The 3,052-nt window shown below is 75.3% G+C and carries 3 protein-coding genes; 2 read left to right on the top strand and 1 reads right to left on the bottom strand.

The features are described 5' to 3' along the window. The first annotated feature begins 249 nt into the window (after nucleotides 1-249). A complete protein-coding gene (locus tag DY240_RS23420; protein ID WP_233552849.1) occupies nucleotides 250-1,140 on the top strand; it encodes a Rossmann-like and DUF2520 domain-containing protein in 891 nt (296 codons plus the stop codon). 6 nt (nucleotides 1,141-1,146) lie between these two features. Here the strand turns inward: DY240_RS23420 and DY240_RS23425 are convergent, their stop codons facing one another. Further along, nucleotides 1,147-1,665, bottom strand: coding sequence for a winged helix-turn-helix transcriptional regulator (locus DY240_RS23425; RefSeq protein WP_119662161.1), 519 nt, complete (start codon nucleotides 1,663-1,665; stop codon nucleotides 1,147-1,149). Between the two features lie 92 nt (nucleotides 1,666-1,757). Here DY240_RS23425 and DY240_RS23430 point away from each other — a divergent pair. Beyond that, the coding region (locus tag DY240_RS23430) for an MFS transporter (protein WP_147375475.1) at nucleotides 1,758-3,052 on the top strand (1,295 nt) is incomplete at its 3' end.

Below are 3,052 nucleotides of genomic sequence, written 5' to 3' on the forward strand. Positions count from 1 at the left end.
CGCGACAGCGGCCTCACCGCCGGTGCACAACTGTTCCAACAGCGCCGGGTCGATGTCGGCGACGCTCGGGTCATCACACGGCGCCGTCTCCCACCCCACCGGCGGAGCAACCTCCGGCGGCGGAGCAGTCGGCAGCGCTTCTTCGAACATGCAAATGATCTTACCTGCCCCCACCGACAAGGTCGATTCGACGAGCGCGCGTGCGCGGCCCGACGCATGGCGAGCAGCGGTTGATCTAGCCTGGTCGCTGTGACGGAGGAACGGCCGGCGCGGCTCGACGTCGGTGTTGTCGGCACCGGGCGGGTGGGCGCGGTGCTGGGTGCGGCGCTGGCGCGGGCCGGACACCACGTGGTCGCCGGCTACGGGGTGTCGCTCACCAGCCGCACCCGAGCCGGCGCGCTGCTGCCGGGCGTGCCGCTGGTCGAGGTGCCGCAGGTGTTCGCCCGCGCCGGGCTGGTGGTGCTCGCGGTGCCGGACGATGCGCTGCCCGCGTTGGTCGAAGGGCTGGCCGCCACCGACACCGTGCGGCCCGGGCAGCTGGTGGTGCACACCAGCGGCCGGTACGGCGTGGGCGTGCTCGACCCAGCGACCAAGGCGGGCGCGCTGCCGCTCGCGCTGCATCCGGCCATGACGTTCACCGGCACGACGGTCGACCTGCAGCGGCTGTCCGGGGCGACGTTCGGCGTGACGGCGCCGGAGCCGCTCTGGCCGGTCGCCGAGGCGCTCGTCGTCGAGATGGGGGCCGAGCCGATCCGCATCGCCGAGGAGCACCGCGCGCTCTACCATGCGGCGCTGTCCCACGGCGCGAACCACCTGGTCACCCTGGTCAACGAGGCGATGGACCTGCTGCGCTCGACCGGCGTGGCCGAGCCCGACAAGGTGCTGGCGCCGCTGCTGTCCGCGGCCCTGGACAACAGCCTGCGCCAGGGTGACGACGCGCTCACCGGGCCGGTCTCGCGTGGCGACGCGGGCACCGTCGCGAGTCATCTGACGGAGATCGCGGCGGCCCGGCCCGAGTCGGTCAGCACGTACGTGGCGCTGGCCCGGCGTACGGCCGGGCGAGCGCTCGCCGCCGGGCGGCTCAAGGCCGGCGATGCCGAGGCGCTGCTCGACGTGCTCGCGGAGCCGCCCGCGCAGTGACGCCGGTCAGGTGCGCAGCGGCTCGAGCAGGCGGTGCGGCTGCCGCAGCGCCACGCTGACGGCGTCGGTCCGGGTGAGAACCGCCCCGGGACCGGGCCGGACCTCGACGTCCTCGGGCCGGACCACGCCGCAGGACGGGCAGCCGCCCATGCCGTCCAGTCGCGAGCCGCACGGCAGGTGCGTGTAGACGCGTCGCGGCCCGGCATCGCTGAGATGGCGCTCGCCCCACTGGCCGAGCAGGTGCAGCGCCGGCCACAGCTCGCGGCCCTTGGCGGTGAGTACGTACTCGTCGCGCGGCGGGGCGTCCTGGTAACGCTCCTTGGCCAGCACGCCGGCGTCGACGAGCGCCTGCAGCCGTGCGGCCAGGACCGCGCGCGGGATGTCGAGGTGGTCGAGGAAGTCGCGGTAGCGGCGCACGCCCACGAACGCGTCGCGCAGGATCAGCGGCGTCCACCGCTCGCCCACCAGTTCCAGCGCCCTGGCCAGCGAGCAGTCCTGACCGCCGTAGTCGGTTCCGAGCGCCATGCGTCCAGTCTACGACACCTGGGTTCATTCACCGAACCGACGACGCGTATGCTCAGCCTCGGTTCAATCACCGAACTCAGGAGTGCATCGACATGACCCGACCGTCCGCCACCCTCGAGGCCGCCGGGCCCGCCGTCGTCACCGGCCGGCCGCCGCGGGTGACCCTGCTCGTGGCCAGCGCGGCGACGCTGCTCGTGCTGATGAACTACACCGCACCGCTCGCGACGCTGTGGGACATCACCGCAAGCCTCCACCTCGGCCACGCGGCGCAGACGTGGACCCTCAACGGCGTGCCGCTCGGCCTGGCGGCGCTGAGCCTGGCCGCCGGGAGCGTCGCCGACCACGCCGGGCGCAAGCGGGTGTTCGTGGCCGGTCTGGCCGTCCTGGCCGCCGCGATGGTCGCGGGCGCGCTGGCGCCGACGGCGACGGTGTTCGTGCTCGCCCGGGTGGTCCAGGGGGCGGCGAGCGCGGCGCTGCTGGCCAGCAGCCTCGGCCTGATCGCGCACGCCTACCCCGACGGTCACGCCCGGCTGCGCGCCACCAGCGTGTGGGGTGCGATGGTGAGCGGCGGCATCGCCGTCGGGCCGATCGTGGCCGCCGCTCCGGCGCCGGGCGGATGGCGCACGGCGTACGGGGTGTTCGCGCTGGTCGCCGCGGTGATCGCGGCGGTCGGCGCCGTGGTGCTGGACGAGTCGCGGGCGGTGGTGCGGCGGCGGTTCGACGGCCTCGGCGTCGCCACGCTCGGGCTCGGGCTGGCCGCGCTGTTCACGGCGCTGGTCCAGGTGCGCGACGGCGTGACGGCGGCCGGCGTGGGCTTCGCGGTGGCGGCCGTGGCACTGCTCGTCGCGTTCGTCGCCGTCGAGCGGCGCGGCCCGGATCCGATGCTCGACCTCGGCCTGTTCGCGCGGCGCGAGTTCGTCGCGGCGACGGTCGGCGCGCTGTTCACCGGCATCGCCGTCATCGGGTTCTTCAGCTACCTGCCCACGCTGATCCAGCAGGGCCTCGGCCTGTCGCCGCTGTCGACGGCCCTGCTGTCGACCGTCTGGGCGGCCACCGCGTTCGTCGTCGCGCTCGAGGTGCGCCGGCTCGCCCGGCGGTGGCCCGGCTGGGCGATCGTCGCGACGGGCCTGGCGCTGTCCGCCGCGGGCACCGTGGCGATGCTCGGGTTCCTGGGCGCCGGCTCGTGGCAGCGGCTGCTGCCCGGTCTGGTGATCGCCGGCGTCGGGAGCGGGCTGGTCAACGGCATCCTGCCCAAGCTCGCGGTCGACGGGGTCCCGGCGCGCAGCGCGGCGATGGGCTCCGGCGCCAACAGCGCGGCGCGCTACGTCGGCGCGGCGGTCGGGGTCGCGGTGGCGGTGGCCGTGGCGGGCGCCGCGGGCCCGGACCC

It is taken from the genome of Jiangella rhizosphaerae (assembly GCF_003579925.1).
GTDB lineage: Bacteria > Actinomycetota > Actinomycetes > Jiangellales > Jiangellaceae > Jiangella > Jiangella rhizosphaerae.